The 23,687-nt window shown below is 53.4% G+C and carries 22 protein-coding genes; 5 read left to right on the top strand and 17 right to left on the bottom strand.

Annotated features, from left to right (window positions below; translation table 11 throughout):
* From mnhG to MKX51_RS13245, 9 genes are all read right to left on the bottom strand, one after another.
* Nucleotides 1–390 (bottom strand): monovalent cation/H(+) antiporter subunit G, encoded by a 390-nt coding sequence (gene mnhG / locus MKX51_RS13285; RefSeq protein WP_340944560.1) that lies wholly within the window; start codon nucleotides 388–390, stop codon nucleotides 1–3.
* On the bottom strand, nucleotides 365–658 hold the full coding sequence (locus tag MKX51_RS13280) for a Na(+)/H(+) antiporter subunit F1 (protein ID WP_340941149.1): 294 nt from the start codon (nucleotides 656–658) through the stop codon (nucleotides 365–367). The genes mnhG and MKX51_RS13280 overlap by 26 nt, the downstream gene beginning before the upstream one ends.
* Complete coding sequence (locus tag MKX51_RS13275; protein ID WP_340941151.1) at nucleotides 655–1,134, bottom strand: Na+/H+ antiporter subunit E; 480 nt, start codon at nucleotides 1,132–1,134, stop codon at nucleotides 655–657. Before MKX51_RS13275 ends, MKX51_RS13280 begins: the two co-directional genes overlap by 4 nt.
* A 6-nt stretch (nucleotides 1,135–1,140) precedes the next feature.
* Complete coding sequence (locus MKX51_RS13270) at nucleotides 1,141–2,619, bottom strand: Na+/H+ antiporter subunit D (protein WP_340941153.1); 1,479 nt, start codon at nucleotides 2,617–2,619, stop codon at nucleotides 1,141–1,143.
* Nucleotides 2,616–2,951 (bottom strand): Na(+)/H(+) antiporter subunit C, encoded by a 336-nt coding sequence (locus MKX51_RS13265; RefSeq protein WP_036729053.1) that lies wholly within the window; start codon nucleotides 2,949–2,951, stop codon nucleotides 2,616–2,618. Before MKX51_RS13265 ends, MKX51_RS13270 begins: the two co-directional genes overlap by 4 nt.
* The gene (locus MKX51_RS13260; protein WP_340992686.1) at nucleotides 2,951–5,815 is read right to left on the bottom strand and encodes a Na+/H+ antiporter subunit A; all 2,865 of its coding nucleotides are present in this window, start codon (nucleotides 5,813–5,815) and stop codon (nucleotides 2,951–2,953) included. The genes MKX51_RS13265 and MKX51_RS13260 overlap by 1 nt, the downstream gene beginning before the upstream one ends.
* A gap of 66 nt (nucleotides 5,816–5,881) precedes the next feature.
* Nucleotides 5,882–6,490 carry a hypothetical protein gene (locus MKX51_RS13255; RefSeq protein ID WP_340941157.1) on the bottom strand — a complete coding sequence of 203 codons (609 nt, stop codon included), beginning with the start codon at nucleotides 6,488–6,490 and terminating at the stop codon, nucleotides 5,882–5,884.
* A gap of 201 nt (nucleotides 6,491–6,691) precedes the next feature.
* Nucleotides 6,692–7,540 (bottom strand): metallophosphoesterase family protein, encoded by an 849-nt coding sequence (locus MKX51_RS13250; protein WP_340992685.1) that lies wholly within the window; start codon nucleotides 7,538–7,540, stop codon nucleotides 6,692–6,694.
* Nucleotides 7,537–8,199 (bottom strand): DUF2625 family protein, encoded by a 663-nt coding sequence (locus MKX51_RS13245; RefSeq protein WP_340992684.1) that lies wholly within the window; start codon nucleotides 8,197–8,199, stop codon nucleotides 7,537–7,539. The genes MKX51_RS13250 and MKX51_RS13245 overlap by 4 nt, the downstream gene beginning before the upstream one ends.
* Nucleotides 8,200–8,474: 275 nt before the next feature.
* Between MKX51_RS13245 and gdhA the strand changes: the two genes are divergently transcribed.
* On the top strand, nucleotides 8,475–9,851 hold the full coding sequence (gene gdhA / locus MKX51_RS13240) for an NADP-specific glutamate dehydrogenase (protein WP_340995603.1): 1,377 nt from the start codon (nucleotides 8,475–8,477) through the stop codon (nucleotides 9,849–9,851).
* Nucleotides 9,852–10,354: 503 nt separating this feature from the next.
* On the opposite strand, the gene MKX51_RS13235 is transcribed toward gdhA, so the two are convergent.
* Together MKX51_RS13235 and MKX51_RS13230 are read right to left on the bottom strand one after the other, a co-directional pair.
* Complete coding sequence (locus MKX51_RS13235) at nucleotides 10,355–11,338, bottom strand: diaminopimelate dehydrogenase (protein WP_340992683.1); 984 nt, start codon at nucleotides 11,336–11,338, stop codon at nucleotides 10,355–10,357.
* A gap of 196 nt (nucleotides 11,339–11,534) precedes the next feature.
* Entirely contained in the window at nucleotides 11,535–13,541 is a 2,007-nt protein-coding gene (locus MKX51_RS13230; RefSeq protein WP_340992682.1) for an AraC family transcriptional regulator, read from the bottom strand.
* Nucleotides 13,542–13,721: 180 nt separating this feature from the next.
* Here MKX51_RS13230 and MKX51_RS13225 point away from each other — a divergent pair, with 180 nt between their 5' ends.
* Nucleotides 13,722–15,074 carry an FAD-binding oxidoreductase gene (locus MKX51_RS13225; RefSeq protein ID WP_340941163.1) on the top strand — a complete coding sequence of 451 codons (1,353 nt, stop codon included), beginning with the start codon at nucleotides 13,722–13,724 and terminating at the stop codon, nucleotides 15,072–15,074.
* Nucleotides 15,075–15,182: 108 nt separating this feature from the next.
* Here the strand turns inward: MKX51_RS13225 and MKX51_RS13220 are convergent, their stop codons facing one another.
* The 3 genes from MKX51_RS13220 to MKX51_RS13210 form a co-directional block, all read right to left on the bottom strand.
* Nucleotides 15,183–16,763 carry an ABC transporter substrate-binding protein gene (locus MKX51_RS13220; RefSeq protein WP_340992681.1) on the bottom strand — a complete coding sequence of 527 codons (1,581 nt, stop codon included), beginning with the start codon at nucleotides 16,761–16,763 and terminating at the stop codon, nucleotides 15,183–15,185.
* Nucleotides 16,764–16,975: 212 nt separating this feature from the next.
* The gene (locus tag MKX51_RS13215; RefSeq protein WP_036729071.1) at nucleotides 16,976–17,275 is read right to left on the bottom strand and encodes a heme biosynthesis protein HemY; all 300 of its coding nucleotides are present in this window, start codon (nucleotides 17,273–17,275) and stop codon (nucleotides 16,976–16,978) included.
* A gap of 106 nt (nucleotides 17,276–17,381) precedes the next feature.
* On the bottom strand, nucleotides 17,382–18,065 hold the full coding sequence (locus MKX51_RS13210) for a Crp/Fnr family transcriptional regulator (protein WP_340992680.1): 684 nt from the start codon (nucleotides 18,063–18,065) through the stop codon (nucleotides 17,382–17,384).
* A 134-nt stretch (nucleotides 18,066–18,199) separates the two neighbouring features.
* Here MKX51_RS13210 and MKX51_RS13205 point away from each other — a divergent pair, with 134 nt between their 5' ends.
* Genes MKX51_RS13205 through MKX51_RS13195 form a run of 3 tightly spaced genes read left to right on the top strand, consistent with a single transcriptional unit; the run spans nucleotide 18,200 to nucleotide 19,679 of the window.
* Complete coding sequence (locus MKX51_RS13205; protein WP_340992679.1) at nucleotides 18,200–18,538, top strand: cupin domain-containing protein; 339 nt, start codon at nucleotides 18,200–18,202, stop codon at nucleotides 18,536–18,538.
* A gap of 15 nt (nucleotides 18,539–18,553) precedes the next feature.
* Nucleotides 18,554–18,943: a cupin domain-containing protein gene (locus MKX51_RS13200; RefSeq protein WP_340992678.1), complete on the top strand. Its 390-nt coding sequence runs from the start codon at nucleotides 18,554–18,556 to the stop codon at nucleotides 18,941–18,943.
* Nucleotides 18,921–19,679 carry a class I SAM-dependent methyltransferase gene (locus MKX51_RS13195; RefSeq protein ID WP_445322066.1) on the top strand — a complete coding sequence of 253 codons (759 nt, stop codon included), beginning with the start codon at nucleotides 18,921–18,923 and terminating at the stop codon, nucleotides 19,677–19,679. The genes MKX51_RS13200 and MKX51_RS13195 overlap by 23 nt, the downstream gene beginning before the upstream one ends.
* A 68-nt stretch (nucleotides 19,680–19,747) precedes the next feature.
* Here the strand turns inward: MKX51_RS13195 and MKX51_RS13190 are convergent, their stop codons facing one another.
* The 3 genes from MKX51_RS13190 to MKX51_RS13180 all read right to left on the bottom strand — a co-directional run bounded on the left by MKX51_RS13190 (nucleotide 19,748) and on the right by MKX51_RS13180 (nucleotide 23,582).
* Nucleotides 19,748–20,071, bottom strand: a complete 324-nt coding sequence (locus MKX51_RS13190; RefSeq protein WP_340992676.1) for a hypothetical protein — start codon at nucleotides 20,069–20,071, stop codon at nucleotides 19,748–19,750.
* Nucleotides 20,072–20,173: 102 nt separating this feature from the next.
* Entirely contained in the window at nucleotides 20,174–21,649 is a 1,476-nt protein-coding gene (locus MKX51_RS13185; RefSeq protein WP_340992675.1) for a 6-phospho-beta-glucosidase, read from the bottom strand.
* Nucleotides 21,650–21,683: 34 nt separating this feature from the next.
* Nucleotides 21,684–23,582 carry a beta-glucoside-specific PTS transporter subunit IIABC gene (locus tag MKX51_RS13180; protein ID WP_340992674.1) on the bottom strand — a complete coding sequence of 633 codons (1,899 nt, stop codon included), beginning with the start codon at nucleotides 23,580–23,582 and terminating at the stop codon, nucleotides 21,684–21,686.
* Nucleotides 23,583–23,687 lie beyond the last annotated feature (105 nt).

Raw genomic sequence — 23,687 nt, 5'->3', positions numbered from 1 at the left:
CTATGATGAGGATGAATCGGTCTTCACCTGTTCCTGCTCCTTCTCCAGCGCCTCCTTGAGATCATCCTGGACGCGGCGGCTCCAGAGCGGAACCCCGGAGCGGTAGGCCGCCCGGCCGGTCAGATGCGCGGAGAGCGGAGAAGTCATGAATACGAACACGATTCCGAGCAGCAGCTTCGCACTGATGAAATCGAGGAAGAAGGCGAAATAGAGGAATGCGCCGCTGAGTACACAGAGCACACCGAGCGTAGCACTTTTGGCGGCGGCATGTGATCTCAGGTATACATCGGGCAAGCGGATCAGACCTACAGAGCTGACTGCGCTAAGCAAGGCTCCGGTCAGAATCAGCAGGACAAACACATACTCAATGACCGTCTTGATCATGTCCATGTTCAAACACCACCCCCCTTTCGATATATCTGGCCAAGGCCATCGTCCCGATAAAAGAGAGGATTCCAATCAGCAGAATATATTCTATAAAGGCTTGCGTCTTGAACAGCACCGAGAGGACGGCGACCATCGCCAGCAGATTGATACCGATGGTATCGAGTGCGGCTACCCGGTCAGGCAGTGACGGCCCCTTGACCAGCCTCCAGGCACAGATAGCTATGGAGATGACCATGATCGACAGCGCCACCATGAGAATCGATTGAATCATGAACGGGTCACCTCCAGAATCGCGCGCTCAAAGGTATTACGGATATTCGCATCGAACTGCTTCACATCCTGTATGTCCATGGCATGAATGTATAAGGTCCGGTTGTCTTTGGACACCTCCAGCACGACTGAACCCGGCGTGAGGCAGAGCATAGTAATCAGCACCGCCACCTCCCAGTCCGATTCCAGCTCCGTATGGTACATCAGGATAGCCGGGCGGATATTGAGATTCGGGCGAAGAACCGCCTTCACCACTACATAACTGGAGGCCACCAGCTCCCGGAGCAGCAAGGCCATCAGCTTCAGAATCGCCCATATTTTGCCCAGGTACAGCCGTCCGTCGAAGAAGCGCCGCATGACCACCAGTACGGCCACCCCCAGCACATAACCGACGATGAAGCCGGAGGCCGTCCAGTCATTATTCAGGAACATCCACAGGAAGGCGATCATGAGATTCAACAATATTTGAAAGGCCATCTTCATCTACTCCTTCATGACAGCATTAATGTACGCTGCCGGATCAGCGAGGACTGCGCCTGCCTGCCCCACATAGCCGTTCACCCACTCGGCGCCGATACCCATCAGGATGACGAGCACAAACAGTGCCGCAGCCGGTACCATCATAGCTTTGTAGCGCAGAGGACGGATCTCTTCATCGCTCTTCTCGCCTCCCCAGAATACCTGCTGGAAGACTTTGATCAGTGAATATAAGACGACGAAGCTGGAAGCCAGAGCGATAAGCGCAAGCGCGGTATGCTGCTCCCCGAAGCCGCTGCGGACCATCATGACCTTCCCGGCAAAACCGCTAAGCGGAGGAACGCCGACCAGCGCCAGCGTCAGGACGAAGAACATCCAGCCCGTCCACGGATACCGGCGGATCAGACCGCCCATCAGCCTCAGCTGCTCCGTCCCCGAAGCTGCGACAATCAGACCGCCCAGGAAGAACAGCAGTGCCTTGGCAACCATATCGTGCATCAGATAGAATACCACCCCGCTCAGCGAATCCTGGGTAGCCACGGAGATACCGAAGGCGATGAAGCCGACACTGATGACAATATTATAATTGAAGATCCGGCTTAGATCATTATAGGCGAGTGCCCCTATGGCTCCAAGAATCATAGTGGCCCCTGCCATCCAGCCGATCAGCGAATGGGTCAGGCCCATGTCATGGACAAAAATCAGCGAGAACGTTCTGGTGATGGCATACAGCCCCACCTTGGTAAGCAGTGCGCCGAACAATGCCCTTACCGCCTGCGGAGGAGCACTGTACGAATCCGGCAGCCAGAAGAATAGCAGCAGGCCTGCTTTGAGCGAGAACACCAGCAGCAGGAGTACAGCAATCACATTCATGACTCCGCCCTGCCCGGCCTCTCCCACACGGATGGCCAGATGAGCCATATTCAGCGTGCCTGTCGCCGCGTACAGATAAGCAATCGCCGCTACGAACAAGGTGGAGGAAATTACGTTGACAAGGATATACTTGAGCGTCTCACGCAGCTGTATCCGGGTTCCACCCAGAACAATCATGGCGTAGGAGGCAACCAGCAGCACCTCGAAGCAGACAAACAGGTTGAACAGGTCACCTGTCAGGAACGAGCCGAACACACCGGTGAGCAGGAAATGGAAGAATGTATAGTAGTAGAACCGCTCCCGCTCCTCTCCAATGCTGGCGAAGGAGAAGAACAGGCAAGCTGCCCCTACCACCGCAGCCGTCAAGACGAGCAGCGCTGCGAACATATCAGCTACGAAGACGATGCCGTAAGGCGGAATCCATCCTCCCATATACAGCGTCTGAATCCCATCTGTATGGACCTGGTACATAATGATAAGCGCTACTGCGATATTCACCAGCACACTGATGGCACTGAGGATACGCTGCAGCTTAATTCGTTCCTTGAGAAAAATCAGGATGACCGCCGTAAAGGCCGGGATCAGCAAAGGCAGTACAAGCAGGTTGTTCATGGTCTCTCCCCCTTGCTTCCTTCCACATCATCCGTCCCCGCCGAGCGGTAAGCCCGGTAGGCCAGAACGATGAAGAACGCGGATACCCCAAAGCTGATTACAATGGAAGTCAGGATAAGCGCCTGCGGCAGCGGATCGACATAACTGTCCGCCTTCTCGCCAAGCAGAGGTGAAGCGCCCGTCTTCAGGCCTGCCATCGTCAGCAGCAGCAGATGAACGCCGTGCGTCAGCAGCGTCGTCCCGAGCAGGATGCGGAGCAGACTTTTGGACAGGACCAGATAGACACCTACGGTAAACAAGACACCGATCGCCAGGGCAATAAGGATCTCCATTAGTTATCCCTCCCGATCGTAAAGATAATATTCATCGTGACACCAATCACCGAGAGGTAGACTCCCAGATCGAACAGCATCGCCGTGGTTAGCTCCGTCTTGCCCATGACCGGCAGTTCAAAGTAACCGAAGGCCTGGGTCAGGAACGGAGCATCGAAGACAAAGGAACCGATTCCGGTGAGAAAAGCGATCATAATCCCGACTGCGATTAACTTGCGGTAATCGACCGGCAGCACCTTCTCCACAAACTCCGTACCGAAGGCAATCGCGACCAGCACCAGCGCCGCAGCAGCCATCAAGGCTCCGATAAAGCCGCCGCCCGGCTGATTATGACCCGCGAAGAACAGATACAGGGAGAAAGTGATGATGATCACGAAGGCTACTTTTGCCACCGATTGCAGCAACACATCATTGCTGCGGGTATAGCGGCGCGTGCTCTCCTCCGGTTTGTTTCTGGTCAGAACAGGCGTATGATCCTGCTCCAGCTGCAGCTTGATCATCGAGTAGATGGCCAGCGACGCCAGCCCCAGCACCGTAATTTCGAACATGGTATCGAAGCCGCGGAAATCCACCAGCAGGACATTGACGATGTTCTTGCCGCCGCCAAGCTTATAACTATTCTCCACATAGTAGGTTGAGATAGACTCGAACGGACTGCTGCCTAGCGCGGCCAGCGCCACCAGCGTCATCGTGATCCCGAAGCCTAAGGCGATGATCAGCCTCGGCACCTTGACCCGCAGCCTGACCTTCTCCCGCTTCAGCTTCGGCAGATGCCGGAAGCAGAGCAGGAACAGCGTGACCGAGACCACTTCAACAATCATCTGGGTGAGGGCCAGATCGGGTGCGCGGAACAGGATGAACAATAGCGTCACCATGTAACCGACCATTCCGGTAAGCAGAATCGCCGAGACTCTGGACTTCGCGAATGGTATAGCGAGCGCACCGGTCAGCAGGACCAGTACGGCAACAACTTCAAAGAAGGTGACCGGAGCGTAGCTCCCCTGGCCAAACGTAATGCCCTCCGAATAAAGCATAGTACCGCCTACTACGGCGATAATCAGGGTGAAAATATACATCAGATAATGACGCATCGAACCGGTCATGTATAGCCCTGTCACCGCACGGGACAGTCCCTCCACGAGCCGGATACTCCCGTCATATACCTGTGTCAGCGTGAGGCCGCTGCGCCATTCCTTATCCACAAGGCTGAACCGGCCATATACGCGGTATACGATAATCCCGAGAAGGATCACTCCCAGCGTCATCCAGACCTCGGCGGTGAACCCGTGCCAGAAATAGATGTTGACGTAAAAAGGCGAGCTGGCTGCAAGCTCCGGATGAATGGCATTCATCCCCGGCACGATCAGTGTCCCCGACAGTATGTTCGGGAAGAAGCCGGTGATCACGGCCAGCAGTGCCAGAATTACTGGCGGAAGCAGAAGGCCGAGGGGCGCTTCATGCGGTTTTTTGTCCAGCTTCTCCGGCTGATATTTGCCAAAGAAGGTATGGAAGACCATAATCATGCTGTATGCAAAGGTAAATATGCTTGCAATCCACGCCAGCACCGGGAATATTGTAAAGAAGGCCCCGGGGCTGAAGATATCCAGCTGTCTGATATTCAGCACAGCCGTGAAGAACATTTCCTTGCTCAGGAATCCGGCAAACGGCGGAAGGCCCGCCATTGAGAAGCTGCCGATCAGCGCTAACGTGAAGGTTACCGGCATCAGGGACACCAGCCCCCCCAGCTTGCGCAGATCACGGGTATTCGTCTCATGGTCGACAATTCCGACCACCATGAAGAGCGAACCTTTGAATATGGCATGATTAATTAAATGAAAGAGTGCTGCCGTTGTTGCGGCGGTATAGAATACAGCCTGTTCCCCTGTATAAAAGGAAGCTGCCGATCCCATGCCGAGTAATCCCATAATCAGACCGAGCTGGCTGATTGTAGAATAAGCTAACAGAGCCTTCAGGTCCGTCTGCTTCATCGCCTGGATCGATCCATAGATCAAGGTGATCAGGCCGACGCCCGACACTATCCAAAACCACTCATGTTGCCCCGCAAACACCGGGCTGAACCGTGCTACCAGATATAAACCGGCTTTGACCATGGTTGCTGAATGCAGATACGCACTGACCGGAGTCGGCGCTTCCATTGCATCAGGCAGCCAGATGTGGAACGGAAACTGGGCCGATTTGGTGAAGGCACCCAGCAGAATAAGCAGCATTGCGGGGATGAACAGCGTTTGTCCGCTGATGTCGCCCACCTGGCTCCAGATCTCGCGGATGCTGAAGGTACCTGTCATCACATACAGCATCAGGAAGCCTGCGAACATCGCCAGACCGCCGAAGACAGTGATCAGCATCGACTTTTGCGCGCCGTAGCGTGATTTCTGTCTCCGGTGCCAGTAGGCAATCAGAAGGAAAGATGAGACACTCGTAAGCTCCCAGAATCCGTATAACACCATCAGGTTATCGGATAGGACGACTCCCAGCATAGCTCCCATGAACAGCAGCAGATACACATAGAAAGGAGTCAGCTCTTCCTTGCGTTTGTCCAGATAAAAGATGGAATAGATAAAGACCAGGGTGCCCATTCCCGTGATTAACAAGGCGAACAGCAGGCTTAATCCATCGAGATGGAAGACCAGATCAATCCCAAGGGAAGGAATCCATGGCAATGTCTCATATCCGAGATCCCCTCCCTTGATGACCGGAATACGGGTAAAGAAGTAGATAAATAACATCAGCGGTGCGGCCAGTACAAGCCATCCTCTGTGGAGCTTGCGTACCCTCCCGCGTAGAAGCGCTATCAGCAGGGCCATAAGAAACGGAACAAGAACGGTTATATGCAGCAAAGGCAAGCCTCCTTTTCCCTTCAGTGATATAGGTTGTGAACACTGGTACTTACTTCCTGTCAACAAGACTAATTATAGTGGATCTGCCAAGTTGCCTTCACAGATATGCAAATATCTTGCTTTACCATCTTGCTCAATTTTGAACAAGCCATTCTCAAATTCAGTGTGTAATTCGTGGAAGAATTTGCCTTTGATGAAGTCTGAACCTTCCGGCTCATCGCTGAGCTGATACATTCCGTCGTTCTTCACCAAATAAGCGGTTACCCCTTCTTCATGGGTCTCTTCAAGACCGGCGCGCATACGCTGAACTGCCACTACATGCAGATCCATCATCTTCATCTTGCTGATCAGTTCATTGACGAAGTTGCGTTTAGTCAGCTCCTGCCATAAGGTCTGGGCCGATTGCCCGATAATAACCTGAGTGACTTCATGTTCTTCTGCCGCTTCAACGATCACATCCGTGGTCTTGCGGCCGCGGCGCTTGCGCACCATGAATTCAGCACCGGCTTCTTCAGCCAGACGCTTCCAGACCGCCATATACATTTCTTTGCTTTGATTATATTCATCACTGTCTGAACTATCCACATTGAGCACATACAGCGGTGCCCCGATCAACTCGGATAACTGGACTCCACGCCGGATCAAACGCTCGCCATGCGGGCCGTAATGAACACATACCATAATCTTTTCCTTGTGAATGACTTTCGCCCTCCTGTTAACATGGGCCGGAAATACAAAAGGAGCCTAATGGCGTTAGGCCCCTTTCTGTTGTTTCAAACCCTGAAAGTTATACCTAAATTATATCTATTCCGATGCTGTTTGTAAAGTTTACGGACAAGACTTGGACAAAATAGAAGCATTTGTTCCCGGCGGCGGCTCATGTCAGTCCGGGCTGGCAGCGGTGAAGATCAGCACCCTTCCGTCCGTGTTAAGCACCTGTGTACCGTTCCCTAGCTCAGCTAGCGGCTGGTGCCAATGAATATGTCCGCAGCAGACCAGAAGCTCCGGTCCAGCTTCCAATTGTGCGAGGGTCGCTGAATGTCCATGAAGTCCTGCTGCGGGCACCTCCGGCCCCTGATGCAGCAGCAGAATATGGGGCCCGCGCTGGAGCAGGTGTCCCAGCGTCTCCAAATATTCAGGTTCCGGGGTGCGGTTGGGCCGGTCTCCTCTTCCCGTAACTCCTCCTAGTCCCGCTACCATCAATCCCTTGTGCAACAGGACTGACGGCTTAGAGAACAGGTGAATTCCCCCTGTAGATGCAAGCTCAGCTTCTCCTTCAGGGGACAGGTCATCATGGTTGCCGTTCACACCCAGCACCGCCTGGAACCTGCTGCGGAAGGCTCTCCATACCGGGAGCGGGTCGCCGCTCGAACCTCTTACGGCAGTATCCCCGTATAAATCCCCGCATAAACATACCAGCACCTTATCCTGATTGACGTCCGGCAGATGGAGCTGAAGCAGATGCTCCAGCGTCTCCGGAAGCTTCTCACCCACCAGAGAGCCGCCGTATTCGCCGTTGTCATGAAGAGCCATTCCCTGAAGGTCAGAGGCTATAATCAGCGCCTCCACCTCCTTCGGCAACCCCAGAATCTCCCCCCGGTATATTGGTAGCCGTTCATATACAATATCCTGGCTTCCACGTGCTGCAGTGACATATGGTATCCATTCCAGCGGTTCTTCGGCAATCGTGACGACCTTAAGCCTTTCTCTGCCCGCCTTACTCTTCTTCATTCCGTGCCCTCACTTCCCGCTGAATGCCAGGCCTCCAGAATAGATACTGGCTCTTTGCTGCTAAGCCGGCCGCTGCCTTCCTTCGTCCACAGCGGCGGGTAATAGCCCATGACCTGGCCCGGCTCAAGCTGCTGGACCTCCTCTTCCCAGCCCTCCCAGCGGAAGGTTTCGTAGAACAGATCCAAGTCCCCTTCTGCCAGCCAGCCGATGAAGCCTGAATAGGTCAGCTCCGTTGTCTCCCACTTCAGGACATCCGGGGCATAATAATAGATATGACCTGTCTGCCCGAACCGCCCCGTATCGAGGCCGAAGAAGCCGCCTGCCGCATCGTAGGCCACAATCAGCATTCCCGGCAGGGGAGGAATATTGTCCGCTGTAGACAGGCCATTCCATGAGGTCAGGCTTCCGAAGATGCCTTCGGCTCCCGCGCCAAGCAGCGTAATCCAGCCATGCTCGAACACAATTCCTCCTGTCTCGTAGGCTATCGCTCCCAGATAGGATTTCGTGCTGACCTGCAAGCGGACCAGCGTCTGTACCGCCTGTTCCGCTTCTGCCGCCTCCAGCCGGTAGGTGCGCGATCCCTGACTCAGCAGCTCCCTGATCTCTTCCCAGGCGTGGTTCTCCACATCTACTAATTCTGCTACAGTTAATAAGTGCATATGCTTACGCCTCTCTCTCAATGCTTTATACTGTTTCCAATATTTATATATACCCTATTCAGGGGGAGCTGCAATCTTGAATTGACCAGAGGTTTATTAACATTCTGCCGCATATAGCTGGCATAGTATGTAAGGTTCATAGAATTTCTTAATGACTATGCCAAAAATAATTGATTGGCAAATTGATGTAAGGTTTTATAGAATTCTTTTAAATTCTAATTAAATACGGGATAGCCCGAATTACAATCAGACAGGGAGTGCTTGCCAAAGTGTCCATCGTTCCTACACTATCGTCAGAAGTATCAAATGAGGCTGTGCAGTACGTGCAGCGGATCTATGCAGAGGTCCAGAAGCGCGACCCGCATGAGCCAGAATTTCACCAGGCTGTCCAGGAATTCCTGGAGAGCATCACCCCCGTTCTGACCCGCCACCCCCAGTATATGAAGCACGGGATTCTCGAGCGGCTGGTTGAGCCTGAGCGCAGCATCTCCTTCCGCGTCCCTTGGGTGGACGATGCCGGTAATACGCAGGTTAACCGCGGCTTCCGCATTCAATTCAACAGTGCCATCGGTCCCTACAAAGGCGGCCTGCGCTTCCATCCTTCGGTCTACCTCGGGATTATCAAGTTCCTGGGCTTCGAGCAGATTTTCAAAAACTCGCTGACCGGCCTGCCCATGGGCGGCGGCAAGGGCGGCAGCGACTTCGATCCCAAGGATAAATCGGATCAAGAGGTTATGCGCTTCACCCAGAGCTTCATGACGGAATTGTACCGCCACATTGGACAGGATACAGATGTTCCTGCAGGGGATATCGGTGTAGGCGCGCGCGAGATCGGCTATATGTTCGGCCAATACAAACGGATTCACGGCGGGCATGCTGCCGGTGTTCTTACCGGAAAAGGGCTGCTCTATGGCGGCAGTCTGGCGCGCAAGGAAGCTACCGGCTATGGCTGTGTATACTTCGTGCAAGAGATGCTGTCATCACGCGGAGCAAGCTTCAAGGACAGCAAGGTGGTCATCTCCGGTTCCGGGAATGTCTCCATCTACGCCATCGAGAAGGCTCAGCAGCTGGGGGCCCACGTGATTGCCTGCAGTGATTCGAACGGTTACATTCATGATCCGCAGGGCATCAATCTGGATACGGTCAAAAGACTGAAGGAAACAGATCGCCTGCGCATCAGCGAATATGTGAAGGAGCACCCGCATGCCGAGTATGTTGAAGGCTGTAGCGGAATCTGGAGCCTGCCTTGCGACATCGCTCTGCCGTGTGCCACGCAGAACGAGCTCGATTTGGAATCCGCCCGGACTCTAATTCTGAACGGAGTTAAGGCCATTGGCGAAGGCGCCAATATGCCGACCACTCTCCAAGCGGTGGAGCTGTTCCTGGAGAACCAGGTGCTGTTTGCTCCAGCCAAGGCAGCCAATGCCGGCGGTGTAGCGGTCTCGGGCCTGGAGATGAGCCAGAACAGCATGCGTCTGTCCTGGACCTTCGAAGAGGTGGACGAGAAGCTGCAAGTCATTATGAAAAATATCTACAGCAGAACCGTTCAGGCAGCAGAGGATTACGGCGTCGCCGGTAACCTGGTTGCCGGTGCCAACATCGCCGGGTTCCTGAAGGTTGCCGATACCATGCTGGCGCAGGGTATTGTGTAACTGTTATAGACTTAAATGATACAAGAAGAGGTGTCCCTAAGCCATTTGGCTGGGGACACCTCTTTTTTAGGTTGAGCAATTGGTTTGTTGGTGATCCTGTGCTCGCTAGTAGTTATGCTGAGGGCATCCGGTTGGACGTATGCGTACGAATAGCAGATTCAGGTACTAACAGGAGCACTTGTGCTCCTCATTCGCTCATATAGCCGACTTCCGGTGAATTCAGGTGCACTAATGCTCCTCATTACTCTCGCTCAGCCGTACTCGACCTCACCAATGGGATTTATCCCTCTAATTCAGCCATCCAGCCAACTTTCGACCTCATCAACGGGATAAATCCTTTTAATTCAGCCATCCAGCCAACTTCCGGCCCCACCAATGGGATAAATCCCTTTAATTCAGCCCTCCAGCCAACTTTCGGCCTCACCAATGGGATTTATCCCTCTCCTTCAGCCATCCAGCCAACTTCCGGCCCCATCAACGGGATTTATCCCTCTCCTTGTAGCCTACAGCAGCTCGCGCCGCAGCTCCTCAGCCGATCTCGGGGACAGGTGGCCGAGCGGAATGTCGAATACAGTCTTAGCTCCTGTCTGGCCTTCCTGCTTCAGCCGTACAGCAGCACGGGCATAGGCTGCCAGCACGCTGGCGGTGAATTCCGGGTTGCTGTCCAGCTTCAGCCCGAATTCGGCGATCTGCTTGCTTCCGCCTCCGGTCACTCCGCTGCGGATGACGAAGCCGCCATGCGGCATCCCTGAATGCTCAGCAGCAAGCTCCTCGTCCGTAATGAATTGAACCGTTGTGTCGTAATCGGCGAAATAGTTCGGCATCTCCACAATCGTCCGGGTAATGGCATCGCGGTCTGCTCCTGCTTCAGCCACTACGTAGCATTCCCGGCGGTGCTTCTCGCGGGTGGACAGCTGCGGAGTCTCGCCTCCGCGAATGCTGTCAATAACCTCCTGGACCGGCACGGTATATTGCACGCCTGCCTTCACACCGGGAACCCGGCGGATCGCATCCGAATGCCCTTGGCTGACTCCTGTACCCCAGAACGTATAATCCTCGCCTACCGGCAGGATGGACTGCATCAGCAGCCGGTTCATGGAGAACATGCCCGGGTCCCAGCCGGTGGAGATCACACTTACGCTGCCGCCTTCGCGGGCAGACTTGTCCACCGCAGCGAAGAAATCAGGGATTTTGGCATGAGTGTCAAAGCTGTCCACCGTGTTGAATAACCGGGCCAGCTGCGGAGTCTGCTCCGGCAGATCTGTTGCGGAACCGCCGCACAGAATCATTACATCAATCTTGCCTATGTACTGCTCGGCGGCTGAGATGTGCTCGGTGCGCGTTCCTGTGATGTCTGCCAGCTGCTGCGGATCTCTGCGGGTGAATATGGCTACCAGCTCCATATCGGAGTTCTGCTCAATAGCCTGCTGTACCCCTTTACCCAAATTTCCGTATCCGACGATGCCTACTTTAATGGTTGATGTCATGTCTGTAATATCCTCCCTTGCCGGTTAACCCGGAGATATGAATCCTTCAAAAGTTAAGTATATATACATTACACGAAATGTAAATATTAAGTTGTACAGCAGCTCTGTCTCCGAAAAAAAGATCAACATGCTCCAAAGAGCCTATTGATCCCCTTATCATTCCGGCTTACTTACGCGTTCATGCGCAACACCCGGATTATTGTCCCGTTCCCAGAAAGCTCTCCACAATGAATTTCAGCTGTGCTTCCAGAGAGATCGGGTCATTATAATAGGAGCCCTTCTCATCAATGAAATAGACGCGATTATTCTTCACAGCCGGGAGTGACTTCCAGTCCTTGCTGCCATACACAACATTCGCATCCCCGTCATCCCAGCCCCAGTTGCTGGTGAAAATATAGTCTCCCGCATACTCCGGCAGCAGCTCAAGCGACAAGTTCCCGCCGAAGCCTTCCCCGTCAATCAAAGTGGTCCGGATAATCTCCGGTGCCTTAAGGCCGAGGTCCCCGTACAGAATCTCACCGCCTCTTCCTCCCTTGTTGCCCCAGGCATAGATGCCCTTCGCATAAGGCTGGAGAATCGATACTGTCTGGTCACCGACAACTTCAGTAATCTTCGGCTTCACTTCAGCAATTCTATCGTTCCACCCGTCAATCCACTGCTGTGCCTCCGCCTCTTTGCCGGTAATCTTGCCGAATTCCAGAAGCAGATCCTGCGGAGTGCCCCCGCCGTATTTCAGCCGGACCACCGGAGCGATCTGGACAAGCTGCTCATACTGGGCTTCTTCGATATAGTCAAAAGTCAGAATCAGATCCGGGTCCAGCTTCAGAATAGCCTCAGCATTCGGTTCCGCTCCAATATTAACGATATCATCCAGCTGACCCGCATGGAACGGATTCTTCAAGGAGTCATCCGAAGCTGCGACCGGCTTCACACCGAGCACCAGCAGATTGCCGATGGCGCTGCCTGTCAGATCAATAATCCGCTGCGGATTTACCGGAATGGTAACCTCCCCCTTGCCGTCAGTATAAACTTTCGTTGCTGCAGCCGTACTGCCTGTATTGGAGCCCGGAGCCGCCGTTTCGCCCCCAGGAATGGCCGTACTCAAGGATGATGGCGCCTTGTTACCTGCCGCACCGTTATTCGCCGATGTTCCTGCACCAGACCCCGAACATGCGCTTAGCAGCAAGGTTACACACAATAATAGAACCGCTGTAGCCATAGATGCCGTCTTCGTTCCCCGCATCACTGGTAATCCCCCTTTTCGCTGTAAATGATAATAGTTCTCACTACTTTGGATACTATAGCACTTGGAATTATGAGCTACAAGGGCAGTAATCGGATGAACGACAGGCGATCCTTGTACAAGCAGCTCCGCGTCCATGTTCATTCTGAATTGTACCGGCGGGCAGCCATACTGCTTCTTGAAATTCCGGCTGAAGGTATGGGCATCGGGATAGCCTGTCCGTTCCGCAATCTCCTGCACGGTATATCCGCTATACAGCAGATCATGCGCAGCTCTCTCCATGCGGATCTGTGTCAGTACACGGATGGGCCCTGCCTGCATCCGGCTCTTGAACAGCTTGCTCAGATAGCTTACGCTGCAATCAAACTGTTCAGCCAGAGTGTCCAGCGTGATCGGCTCCCTGTAATGCTCACGCATGTACCGCAGTGCTTGAGCCAGCAGGTCCGGCTGAACCGGAACAAGCCCCTGCTGCTTCATCTGAACCAGCACTTCATGGACAAATTGAAGAAACAGCGATCTCACATAGAGATGCTGCAGAGGATCTGCGGTTAACCACTCTATGTACATCCGCTCAAGCCGGTCCAGCAAGGGATGCGTGTAAGCGGGACTGAAGCTGTATTGAAGCCTGGCCGGATTCTCCTGCTCCAGCAGACTTATCACTCTGTTGGACTGGGGCAGCATCAGCACTGCCTTGTACAGCACCAGGAAGTATTCGAAGGCTTCATCTGCACGCACCGCAAGAATAGCCCCCCGCCCGCCATGCACAAGCTGATTACGTCTCAAGGTAGTCTGTAGCTCATCCAGCTGCACTTGCGCCTGTCCCTGAGCAGCATACAGGAACGCACTCGAAGGCAGCTGATAATATGGAAGCGCCGAGCCTGCCGGAAGCCTCCCTCTGCGGATATCCATAATCCTGACCGATGCATGGTTCCACCACTGTATATGTTCGTTCAGCTTCATCACTATTCCCCGTTTATCTTTATTCCGCTGTATCCTTTGACGGTTAATCACATTATAATTGATAACCATTCTCATTAATAGCCCGTATTATAGCCCACTCCATAGACTAAAGCCCCGCATACATTAACCTAGTCAAAGTCATATCTATGCCCATATTCGCTCAAAAGGAGCTGGAAACCAGTGAACTCAGCAACGAAGCTTACCGGACGCGTCATCTACAAAGGTGATCCGGGTTATGAGGCCGCGCGCAAAAATTGGGACCCGCATACCGACCGATTCCCCAAAGTATTCGTGTTCGCCAAGAAGACCCAGGATGTAGTGAATGCTATCAAATGGGCCAACGAACGTGGGATTCCCATCCGTCCCAGAGGCGGCAGACATGCGCTGGAGGTCAATCTGTCCCAGGTGAACGGCGGCATCGTCATTGATGTCAGTGAAATGAACAGCATTAAGCTAAGCCGCACAACCGGGACAGCCGTCGTCGGAGCCGGAAATACGGTCGGGAGAATCGCCCATACGCTGGCCCGGAAAGGGTATATGTCACCTTATGGGGACAGTCCTACCGTTGGAATCGGGGGCATTACACTAGGCGGCGGCATCGGCCCGCTTCAGCGTACTCTGGGGCTGGTCAGCGATAATCTGGTGGAGCTTGAAATGGTCGATGCCAAGGGCAGAATCATTATTGCAAATAAGAAAAGGAATGCCGATCTGCTCTGGGCTTCCCGTGGCGGCGGCGGAGGCAACTTCGGCGTGTACACCCGTTACAAATTCAAAGTACGCCCGGCTCCTGCCACAGCAACGGTATTCCGCATCACCTGGCCCTGGGGCCAGTTCGAGAAGGTCCTTAAGACCTGGCAGCGCTGGGCTCCCGCAGTGAATACGAGACTGGGCAGCGAATTATCCATCGGTCCCAAAAAGGGTGGAAATGTCAGCATGCTGGGACTGTTCCTCGGATCTAAGGCTGAGGCTGTCCGCCTCTTGAAGCCCATTACAAGTGTAGGAACGCCCACGGTCCAAACGATCCGTTCCCTGCCTTATCCGCAGGTGGTCAGCTTCATGCTCGCTCCCGATCCGGTGCAGACCCAGCGGGTCAGTAACCAGTTCTCCAGCGGCTTCGGCAGGAAACCGTTCCCGGATCAGGCATTCAAGCCGATGCGTGAGTTCCTGGAGAAGGTGGAGGGGAAGGACGCCGGGTTCTTTTTCCTCAATTGGGGTGGGGCGGTAAGCCGTAAATCTCCTAAATCTACCGCCTTCTACTGGCGCAAGGCCAAATTCTATGTGGAGTGGAACAGCTCCTGGGTCAAGAAATCGGACGCCGCCAAAAATATATTCTACGTCCGCAACACCCGCCGCAAGCTGCAGCCGTTCATCGTAGGAAGCTACATCAACGTGCCTGACCAGGGCATCAAGCCTTCCGGCCCGGTCTATTACGGAACGAACTATGCCAGATTACGCAGAGTCAAGGCGAAATATGATCCCGGCAATGTGTTCAACAACCCGCAGAGCATCCCGCCGGCCCGCACCACAAGCTGAATGACGGCCCGGCAAAATGAACGGGCCTAAAAAACATGAAACAGCGGTTCCCCAAGACGGGAGAACCGCTGTCCTATTGTTCGTATAAGCTATAACCGAGCTGTCAGGTTATTGGCCTGAGTTCGCCAGGAATTCATCAATCTGACGCTGCACCTCTGCGATGATGGTATCGATACCGGCGGCCTTAACCTGCTGCTGGAGCTTGGCCAGACCCGCGTCTACATCCTTCACCGTTCCGTATTCCAGCGGAATGCCGTATTGCAGCATCACATTGCCGACATTGGCCACCTCTGTCTTCACCTTGCTGTTGTCGAAGACGAAGGTCTCCAGCGGATAGTGATAGACCTCCTTCTCCCATTTGTCAGTCAGGGCGTTCGCTTCATCTGGGAAGGAGGCATTATCCCGGTTCAGCGGGGAGTTGAAGCCCCAGTTCGAGAAGCCGGTGTAGTTGGCATTCTTCTCGGCGTTCGTGAATTTATCTTCGCCGACCGGATTATAGTGTACAGCCGTGATGCCGTTCATGATCAGATCATGCAGTTCCTTATCGTTCTGGAGCAGATCGATCATCATCAGCGCACGTTCCGGCTGCTTGGAGGTGGAGTGAATCGCTACGCCGTTCTGCGTAGAGACGGCCACCGATTTTTTCTTATCCGGATTGATATCGGCTAGAGCCAGCTCATACGGAGAGTTCTTCTCCCGCATATCGGTCATCAAGGCGCCAAGCGTACCCAGATTGTGGGTGATGGAGGCTGCCTTGCCGGCCTTGAATTCCTGCTGATGATCCAGCTTGCTGTTCAGTGCGCTCTTCGACCAGGCGTTATTCTCGGCCAGATCTTTATAATAGTAGACAAGCTCCTTGAATTCAGGAGTCTCATATAAGTTGAACACTTTACCGGCCGGATCATCCAGCTTGAAGCCCATCGGCAGATCGAGGTCGAACAGATTCCATTCGTTCTGCTGCTTGAGCAGAATCCGGTCCAGATTATGCAGCTTCCAGTCGCCAGTCTCCGGTACGAATGGAGTAACTCCCTTCTCTTTTCCGGATATAGTCTTGAGATAGTTGGCGTACGCCTCCGGGCTGTTGATCTCCGGCAGATTATATTTTTTGCGCAGGTCTTCGCGGTACAGAATCAGCTTCTCCACGGTTTCGCCGCGGTTCTGAGGCACCATATACAGCTTGCCGTTCACCTTCGCCTGACCCCAGGCTACCTCAGGCATCGCCTTCCAGGTCATCGGAGCATATTTCTCCAGCAGCTCGTTCGTCAGCTCCAGGAACCCTCCCTTGAGTGCCTGGTCGTTATAGCCTGCCCAGTTGGCGGCATAGATCAGATCGAAGTCCTCGTTAGCCGCCAGCTTAAGCGGATATTTCTGCGCCCAGTCGGACCAGTCCAGGAATTCGGCTTCCAGTGTGGCGTTGATTTTCTCCTTGAGCTTCTTATTGATCTCCCCGAATACCTGATCGTAATCAACCGGCTTCGGACCTACGAAGATCATCTTCAGGGTTACAGGCTGGGATGTATCCACTGCACCGGCGTCCTTGGCTGGCTGGGCATTCGTTCCTGTAGCTTCCGTTGCTGCGGCTGAGGCCTTCGGCTCCGAGCCGGCATTGCCGTTACTGCCTCCGCACGCGCTAAGCAGAGAGACCATCAGGATACTGGACATCAGTGTCATTGCTTTTTTCTTATTCACTAGAATTTCCCCCCAGCTATATGTGTGTAATCGCTTACAAGAACAGTATAATAAAAAATCCGCGCTCCGCTAATATAGGCATTCAACGATAATGCATACTTTTGCAACGACTTTTCGCCCAGCACAAAAAGACGGCACCGTCTGACCAGCCGGATGAGGCTGTTTCAGACAGTGCCGCCCCTAAGGCAGCACAGATCATAGTTAACTGCCGCTTATTTCTCCAGGAATCCGGTAGACGGATTGGTGATGAAGAAGCCTTCCTGCGGAACATAGAAATACTGAATCCAGACGCCGTCTAGCAGCGGTTCGCGCGTATCCAGCAGAATCTCGATATCCTTATCTGTAGCGACCACTTCATCGTGCTCAGTAGGTGTATCCAGCGCTACATCATAGTGTCCGTGATCTCCGTGATTCTGGGTGATGACCACGCGGATTTTCTTGCCTTCCGCTTCCGGGCTGTTCAACATATCTTTTAGAACCTTAGCTGCATTGCGGTTAATTTTTACTTTCATCCTTTGGCGACCTCTATTCTACTTAGTATGAAATCAGAAATTCATTATAACATATTATAAGGTGCTATCAATAATTAAGTGGTTATTCCAGTGAGGATACCACAGATCACCACCTTAGCTCATAGTCTACCGTAAGCAGCTCAAACTGATTCCGCGTGAACCGGATCAGCCCGTCCTGCGCCATCCGCTGCAGCTCCCGGGATAAGGCGCTTCTGTCCACCGTCAGATAATCCGCCAGGTCACTTCTGCTGAACGGGATCTCGAAGGCGGGCGAATTGTTTTTGCGGGCCTGAATGCTCAGGTAGTGAATGATCCGCTCCCGTAGCGATTTGTGGGAGACCAGGTCAAGCTTCTGATACATCGAGCGGTTATTCTCCAGCAGCAGTGCCAGCATATTCTCAATAATCCGGCCGCGAAGATGGCAGGTCGTGTGCCCCGGACGGATGATGTTGTTCATTCGGATGAACAGAATCCGGCATGCCGACCCGGCTATCGCCTCATAGCCGCTGGGCTCCTGCTCCTGACGAAGCGCTGTCTCCCCGATAATCTCCCCGTCCGCAAGCTCTGAGAAGATGAAGCGCGTGCCGGAGCTGTTCTCCTTGCAGAGCAGGACATTCCCCTCCAGAATGATGCCCGCCGCCTCCAGGTACTCCTCCTGCCTGAATATGAAATCCTTCCTGCCGAAATCCTTAATCGACCCCTGCAGACAACCGAGCGCCTGCTGCACCTCGCTGCCCCGGAATCCTTTGAACAGGACTGTATTTTGAATTTTGTTCATATATTGCTGCAAATTTATCGCCTCCTGTTGCCATGGCAACAGAGTCATCTTAGAAACTCTGCTACAATTCAATAAATGAGAACGATTCTCACTTTAATTCTCATTATATCAAATGTTAAGTATCAAGCAATATACAGGAGGACATTATGAGTGAAATCAAGGAAGGAACGGTCGTTCATTTCAGTCACATGATCAGTATCCGGCCCTATCAGATTTCCAGCAGAACACTTCACTTCCCTGAAGGTGCTGCCACCACTGCGGAAGCCCAGGACTGGGTGCTGTACGGCATGGACACCGGCGAATCCATCAGCTCGGAGACCTCGCCCAGATCCAAGATCATCCACGTTCTGGAGGGTGAGCTTCACATGCTTGTCGCTGACCAGTCCTGTGCATTAACCGCCGGGGCAGCAGTCATCGTGCAGGCCGGCACCTGGCATGAGTTCAATGCACAGAGCAGCTGCAAATTCCTGCAAATCAGCATTTAACCTGGAGGTAATCATATGGAACAAGAACAAGAGCAATTTATTAAAAGACTCCCGCAAGCGGAAGTCATGGATCTGCGCAAAATCATTACTGTAGAGCAGGAGCAGGTATCCAGCCTGACCCTGGTTCAGCGCTCAAGCCTTGCCATGACACTGATCTCTGTAGATACAGGTTCATCGATTGGCGGACATTCCTCTCCCGGCGATGCCATGGTCAATATTCTGTCAGGCGAAGCACGGATTACGATTGACGACAAGCCTTATACAGTACGGGCAGGGGAGACCCTTATTTTACCCGCCAATATTCCCCACGCGTTGTATGCAACAGAAGCCTTCCAAATGCTGTTGATCGTAGTGAAGCCGGAGATGAAAGGATTGAGACATGTTGAAAAAGGAAGTCGGTCATAATTTCCTCGCCAAGCTCGGTAAAAAGCGGCTGCGGCCCGGCGGTGTCGCTGCTACGAACTGGTTGATCCGGCATGCGAAGCTAAATAAGGACAGCCGGGTACTGGAAGTAGCCTGCAACATGTGCACCACCTCTATCCAGCTTGCGCGGGAGTACAAATGCCAAATTACTGGAATCGATATGGACCCCAGGGCGCTTGCGAAGGCAGAGCAGAACATCAGAGATGCGAAGCTGGAGGGGTACATTAACGTTAGACAAGCGAATGCGATGAAGCTCCCTTTTGAAGATAACAGCTTCGATGTCGTCATTAATGAAGCCATGCTGACGATGCTGAACCAGGCGGCGAAGCAAAAAGCGGTAGCCGAATACTTCCGTGTCCTGAAGCCGGGCGGTGTGCTGCTTACGCATGACATCACTTTTGCAAAGGAGAATATGGCGGAGGAGCTGGCAGAGCTGCGGAAAACCATTCATGTGAACGTAGAACCGCTGCCTGTAGCAGACTGGGAAGGCCTGTTCAACAAGACCGGCTTCAAACGGGTTGAGCATGTAACCGGAACGATGTCGCTGATGAGCATTAAGGGGATGATCCGGGATGAAGGGGTGGCCGGTACGCTGCGTATTTTCAAGAATGCTCTCAAAAAGGAGAACCGCGCGCAGTTTAAGAAAATGTATACCTTCTTCAACACCACAGGCAAGGACCTGAATTATATCGCAGTATGCAGCAGCAAAAATGATTAACACAAGAAGCTGTCCCAACCAGCCATATTTCACGGCTTGCGGGACAGCTTCTCCTATGTGTACTTTTATTATGAAGCGTTCTGATTCGACAGGGCGGCTAACACTTCATTCGTGACGTCCTTGCCGCCCTTGAAGTTAGTGATAAACGCGCCGATGGAATAGATCGGTCCCCAGGGAATCCCCCACCAGCCCACAAAGAAGGTCAGCAGGGAGTACTTCAATCCTTTTTTGACGGAGCCCTCGCCCGCCTTGATGAAATAGATGCCCGAGCTACGTCTGAACGTCATCAGGACAACAGAGAAGCAATACGTGTAGATCACGAATTTGCCGCCTTGCTGAATCTGGCTCATTATATTGCCGCCGTCCATGTTCTCGATCCCTTTTATGATCATAGGAAATCCCCTTTAATGTTTATTAATAATCATATACCGTAGGGATGACGGACTGAAACAGCAGACAGATATTTGTAAAAGTGAGCTGACGGCAGACGCAGATTACTCCAGCTCAGCTCCGTTACTGGCGATTACCCGTTGATACCAGAAAAAGCTGTCTTTGCGGGACCGGTCCAGAGTACCCTTGCCTTCGTTATCCTTATCCACATAGATGAAGCCGTATCGCTTCTTCATTTCTCCGGTGCCTGCACTGACCAGATCGATGCAGCCCCAAGAGGTGTATCCGATCAAATCCACGCCGTCAGCCAGCGCCTCCCCCATCGCCCGGACATGCTCCCGCAGATAGTCGATCCGGTAATTATCCTTGATTGAACCGTCTGCTTCTACGGTATCTACTGCGCCAAGCCCGTTCTCCACCACCATCATCGGCAGTCCGTAACGGTTGTAGATATTATTCAGGGACCACCGCAGGCCTTGCGGGTCAATCTGCCATTCCCACGCGCTTGCCTGCAAATACGGGTTCTTCAAACCCAGCGACATATTGCCGCCAACCGACTCCTGATCCGGGGCTGCACTCACGCAGGTGGACGAATAGTAGCTGAAGGTGTAGAAGTCCACACAGCCTTCCTTAAGAATCTGCCCGTCACCTGCCTCCATCTGCAGCTCAATCTGCTTCTCCCGGAAGTAACGCAGCGCGAAGCCCGGATAAGCACCTCTCACCTGAACATCGGAGCAGAGGAAATTACTCAGATTATCCTTTTGCTGGGCCAGCAGCACATCCTCGGGATTACAGGTCAGCGGGTAAGAGCACATGTAGGCAATCATACAGCCGATCTGAAAATCCTTATGAATCTCATGTCCCAGCTTCACGGCTCTGGCACTGGCGATGAACTGGTGATGAAGCGCCTGGTATCTTAGCTGCTCATTGTCAGTTTGCGCGGATGCCGTCAGCTCGGCATTTCCCTCCGGCTTCATCGCCCCGGCCATGAATGTCCCGAAGGGCATGGTAAGAATGTTGATCTCATTGAAGGTCAGCCAATACTTCACGCTGTGCTTGTAGCGGTTAAAGATCACCTCACAGTAGCGGACGTAGAAATCGATCGTTCTGCGGTCCGCCCACCCGTTATAGGCTTCAGCCAGATGGTAAGGTGCTTCATAATGGGAGATCGTCACCAGCGGTTCGATCCCGTGCTTGTGGAGTTCGGCAAACACCCGATCATAGAACTTCAGCCCTTCTTCGTTCGGCACGGCATCATCCCCGTTCGGGAAGATCCGTGACCAGGCGATGGACATGCGGAACACCTTGAAGCCCATCTCGGCGAACAGCGCGATATCCTCCTCGTACCGCTGATAGAAATCAACCGCTTCATGACTCGGATAATTAGCCCCGGCTTCCAGCACCGGAGTAATTCTCCGGGAGACCGTATGCGTTCCCGCGGTCATGACATCTGCTGTGCTTAACCCCTTGCCACCCGCATCGAACCCGCCTTCGAGCTGATTCGCAGCCGTTGCCCCGCCCCACAGGAAATTTGCCGGAAAACTTCTGTTGTTCACACTTACATTCACGTTGTTATTCATATTCGTTCCTCCTGAGATTGGATTAGGATACCGGTTAGATCATGACGGTCAGCAGATTCTCGCGGTAATCGATGCTCTTCTGGTCCGTCTCAATGACATCGAGATACTCGCCGGAATTGGAGATGATCACAGGCGTGGTCAGCGTATAGCCCGCCTCTCTGATCGCGGCAACGTCGAACTCCATGAGCAGCTGGCCTTTGGTGACGGTATCGCCTTGCTTGGCCCGGGGGGTGAAGTGTTTGCCCTTCAATTTGACCGTGTCCTTCCCGACATGAATCAGAATATCGACCCCGTTATCACTGGTAATGCCGATCGCATGGCCGGAGGCGAATAAGGTGGTAAGTACCCCGTCAACGGGAGAGTACACCTTGCCTTCCAGCGGTTCAATCGCTATCCCTTTGCCCATTGCGCCTGTAGAAAAAGCTTCGTCCGTCAGCTCCGACAAGGCTCTGATCTGGCCCTTCAGCGGACTTCCCACCGTCTCCTGCTTCACCAAAACGCTCCGGGCAGTCCCGCCGCTCTTGCTCTCCGCCGCTTCCTCATCCTTGAACCCGGAGAAGAAGACAAGAATGAACCCGAGAATGAAGCTGATTACAATGGCGGCAATCGCGCCGTAGAAGCCTTTATCCATCCCGTCCGGACTAATGTAGCTTGGGATACCGAAGATCCCCAGACCGCCGAGAATATAGCCTTTGGTGCCCATCAGACCGACGATACCGCCGCCGACCGCCGCCGCGACACAGCTTAAGATGAACGGCTTCTTGCGAGGGAGCGTAATACCGTAAATGGCAGGCTCCGTAACTCCGAAGATGCCTGAGATAATGGCCGGAATCGACAATGACTTCAGCTTGGCATTCTTGGTCCGCAGCATAATCGCCAGCACAGCACCGGTCTGGGCAAACGAAGCGCCGAAGGAAGCCGCCAGAATCGGATCGGATTTCAGTACAGCCATGTTATTGAGGGCAATCGGCACCAGACCCCAGTGCAGCCCGAAGATGACGAAGACCTGCCAGAACGCGCCTACCAGCAGCCCCTCAATAACCGGACTGAGGTTGTAGAGGAACAAGGTTCCCTGCCCCAGCAGCTGTCCGGCCCAGGTGGAGACCGGTCCGATGGCAATCAGCGCCAGCGGAACGGTGACCAGCAGGGTGAAGAACGGGACGAGGAAGGTACGTACCACGCTCGGCGTTACTTTTCGGAAGAAGGCTTCCAGCTTGGAGCCAATATAAGTCGAGATGATGATCGGAATAACGCTGGAGGTATAGGACATCAGGATGACCGGAATCCCCAGGAAGGTAATGTACACAGGCGATTCAAAGATCGTTCCGCTAAAAAGCGTGTACAGCGGTTCGCCCGCCGCCGTGATCGTGCCGAAGGACGGGTACACCAGCGTAGCGCCTATCGCCATCCCGATAAAGATGTTGGATCCGAATTTCTTAGCCGAGGTATACCCCAGGAAGATCGGGAAGAAATAGAACAGGCAATCCCCGAGCGCATTCAGAATCTGGTAGGTCCCCGACTCCTTGGTAAGGAGTCCCACAGTTAGAAACAGGGCGGTGAAGCCCTTGATCATCCCGGTCGCAGCCAGTACGCCAAGGGTCGGCGAGAATACGCCGGAGATCATGTCGATGAAGCTGTTGAACAGACCCATTTTCTCGCCGGAGGCTGTCTCTGATCCGCCTTCCTGCAATCCGCCCGCTGTCATCACCTGGGCATAGACCTCGGACACATGATTGCCGATCACGACCTGATACTGGCCGCCGCTCTGAATGACCGTTACAATTCCATCCATGTTTTTCAGCACATCTGTATTCGCCACCGCCTCATTCTTCAGCTTGAAGCGCAGACGGGTCACGCAGTGGCTGAGTCCGTTGATATTCTCCTTGCCGCCGACATGCTTGATAATATCCTTGGCTAGTGCCTCATATTTCATAGTACATCCTCCCGTTTCCTGATGAATGATAAGCAAAAGGCGAAACCATCCCGGCAGCTTCCTGCCTGATTTGGTTTCGCCTGCATGACCAGTAACAATCCAAGT

The organism is Paenibacillus sp. FSL M7-0420 (assembly GCF_038002345.1).
Taxonomy (GTDB): Bacteria; Bacillota; Bacilli; order Paenibacillales; family Paenibacillaceae; genus Paenibacillus_AQ.
Note: the sequence above shows the minus strand (reverse complement) of the source record. Positions and strands in the feature narration are given on the sequence as shown.

Bases quoted from the DNA above. Each gene is read 5' to 3' on its own strand.
- MKX51_RS13280 (WP_340941149.1), bottom strand. From the start codon at position 658: ATGATTCAATCGATTCTCATGGTGGCGCTGTCGATCATGGTCATCTCC.
- MKX51_RS13190 (WP_340992676.1), bottom strand. From the start codon at position 20,071: ATGATCATAAAAGGGATCGAGAACATGGACGGCGGCAATATAATGAGC.
- MKX51_RS13265 (WP_036729053.1), bottom strand. From the start codon at position 2,951: ATGGAGATCCTTATTGCCCTGGCGATCGGTGTCTTGTTTACCGTAGGT.
- MKX51_RS13250 (WP_340992685.1), bottom strand. From the start codon at position 7,540: ATGAAGAAGAGTAAGGCGGGCAGAGAAAGGCTTAAGGTCGTCACGATT.
- mnhG (WP_340944560.1), bottom strand. From the start codon at position 390: ATGGACATGATCAAGACGGTCATTGAGTATGTGTTTGTCCTGCTGATT.
- MKX51_RS13200 (WP_340992678.1), top strand. From the start codon at position 18,554: ATGGAACAAGAACAAGAGCAATTTATTAAAAGACTCCCGCAAGCGGAA.
- MKX51_RS13185 (WP_340992675.1), bottom strand. From the start codon at position 21,649: ATGAATAACAACGTGAATGTAAGTGTGAACAACAGAAGTTTTCCGGCA.
- MKX51_RS13245 (WP_340992684.1), bottom strand. From the start codon at position 8,199: ATGCACTTATTAACTGTAGCAGAATTAGTAGATGTGGAGAACCACGCC.
- MKX51_RS13215 (WP_036729071.1), bottom strand. From the start codon at position 17,275: ATGAAAGTAAAAATTAACCGCAATGCAGCTAAGGTTCTAAAAGATATG.
- MKX51_RS13235 (WP_340992683.1), bottom strand. From the start codon at position 11,338: ATGACATCAACCATTAAAGTAGGCATCGTCGGATACGGAAATTTGGGT.
- MKX51_RS13205 (WP_340992679.1), top strand. From the start codon at position 18,200: ATGAGTGAAATCAAGGAAGGAACGGTCGTTCATTTCAGTCACATGATC.
- MKX51_RS13255 (WP_340941157.1), bottom strand. From the start codon at position 6,490: ATGGTATGTGTTCATTACGGCCCGCATGGCGAGCGTTTGATCCGGCGT.
- MKX51_RS13270 (WP_340941153.1), bottom strand. From the start codon at position 2,619: ATGAACAACCTGCTTGTACTGCCTTTGCTGATCCCGGCCTTTACGGCG.
- MKX51_RS13275 (WP_340941151.1), bottom strand. From the start codon at position 1,134: ATGGCCTTTCAAATATTGTTGAATCTCATGATCGCCTTCCTGTGGATG.
- MKX51_RS13180 (WP_340992674.1), bottom strand. From the start codon at position 23,582: ATGAAATATGAGGCACTAGCCAAGGATATTATCAAGCATGTCGGCGGC.
- MKX51_RS13230 (WP_340992682.1), bottom strand. From the start codon at position 13,541: ATGAAGCTGAACGAACATATACAGTGGTGGAACCATGCATCGGTCAGG.